The sequence below is a fragment of the Streptomyces natalensis ATCC 27448 genome (assembly GCF_000935125.1).
GTDB lineage: Bacteria > Actinomycetota > Actinomycetes > Streptomycetales > Streptomycetaceae > Streptomyces > Streptomyces natalensis.
In genome coordinates, this window is record NZ_JRKI01000046.1 from 1 (window position 1) to 1,537 (window position 1,537).

At 67.7% G+C, this 1,537-nt stretch carries 1 pseudogene; it reads left to right on the plus strand.

Annotated elements, in window-relative coordinates:
* Nucleotides 1-1,524 (plus strand): annotated as a pseudogene (locus tag SNA_RS29875) (hypothetical protein); the annotation flags it as partial.
* Between the last annotated feature and the right edge of the window lie 13 nt (nucleotides 1,525-1,537).

The following is a 1,537-nucleotide window of genomic DNA, read 5'->3' on the forward strand; positions in this document are numbered from 1 at the left end:
CCCCGCGGCGGAAGCCGCTCGACGTGGGCGCAGTACCTCAACGGGGCGACGGTGATCCCCAGACCGTTGCTGCGCGAGGTGCTCCAGGAGCTGCGCCGTACGCGGCCGGGCAGCTGGAGCGGGCACGTCCTCGTCGAGGCGAACAAGCTGTGGAAGGCCGCCGCTGAGGGCACCCCGCCACCACAGGGCAGCTCCAGCACCGAATTGGTCAGCCTCTACCGCCGGCTGACGGAGACCACGGAAGCCCTGAACAAGGCTCAAGCGGTCGCGGCGAACACCGAACGCGTCATCCCGCAACTGCTCCAGTTGTCCGGGCGGCAGGAGACGAAGATCTCGGAGCTCACCTACGAGGTCGAGCAGTTGCGGGAGAGGGAGCGCACGCAGGCCGCGCAGCGCCTGGAGCAGGCGCAGTTCCGTCTCGCACGCATCCAGGCTGAACTGGAGCGGGCGCGAAACGACCGCTATACCGCTGAGCAGGCCCAGGCGGTGTTGGTGCGGGAGCAGCAGGAGGCCCGCCGGGAAATCGAGCGGCTTCAGCAGGCCGCGGCCGACCTGGACCAGACCGGGGCCGAGCCGACGCTCCTGCCGCAGCGTGCACCTGAGCCAGCGATATCGGACGAGGAATTCGACCACGGGGTGGACGAGCAGCTCGACCTCATCATCACGGACCGCGAAGAGCGCGGAGCGATGCTCTACGAGGTACTGGAGCAGGCCCGCATGGAGCCCGAGACGGAGGAAGACGGCTCCCGCATCATTCCCGGAACCGTCATCACCGAGCCCGCCCCAGCCCCGGGTCACGCCAGCCGGCCAGCTTCCCCGGCCCCGTCCGAGACTGTCCAGGGGTTGTCCAGGACAACGTCGGACAACCTTGCTGCCGGCTACGGCACCCCCGCCCACGGTCCAGCCGCGTCGCCCAAGTGGTGGAAGACCCGTCGCCCTCGGGGCTGGCTGGCCGTGGCGCTGCTCCTCAATGCCGGATGGCTGTCCGGCGACTCCTTGCCGGTCGGCCTGCCCACGGATCCGGACCTCCACATCACCGGCAACCAGGAGTTCAACACAGCCGGGATCATGGGACTTCCGGACTGCAAGAACAGCCCATCGGCCAGCATTGATTCCTCTGTGGATCAGGAGCCCACTGTGCCGTTGCTGGGAGGGATCGTCACCTTCAAAGTGTCGTACCGGCGCATATCCGGCAAACCGTGCCGTTTCGACCTGGGTCGCAAGGCGACGACCCTCCAGGTGACCGGACCGGCCACCGGTGTGTGGTCCTCCGCGGGTACGTGGTCGTCCGCCGACTGCGTCAGCCCCGACACCCCACCTCGCTGGGCAAGGCTCGAGACCTCTCACCCCCTCACCGTCACCTTCCGCTGGCACTTCCAAAAACCCGCACCAGAATGCACCACCCCGCCCAAGGAAAACTTCTTCCATAACCCCGGCATATACACGTACGACCTGACAGCATCCAGCGCACCTGGCGCCAGCGTCCCTGGCCGCTCCGGCTTCTGGTTCCAGGCGAAAAACTGACCAGGCGTGGCGG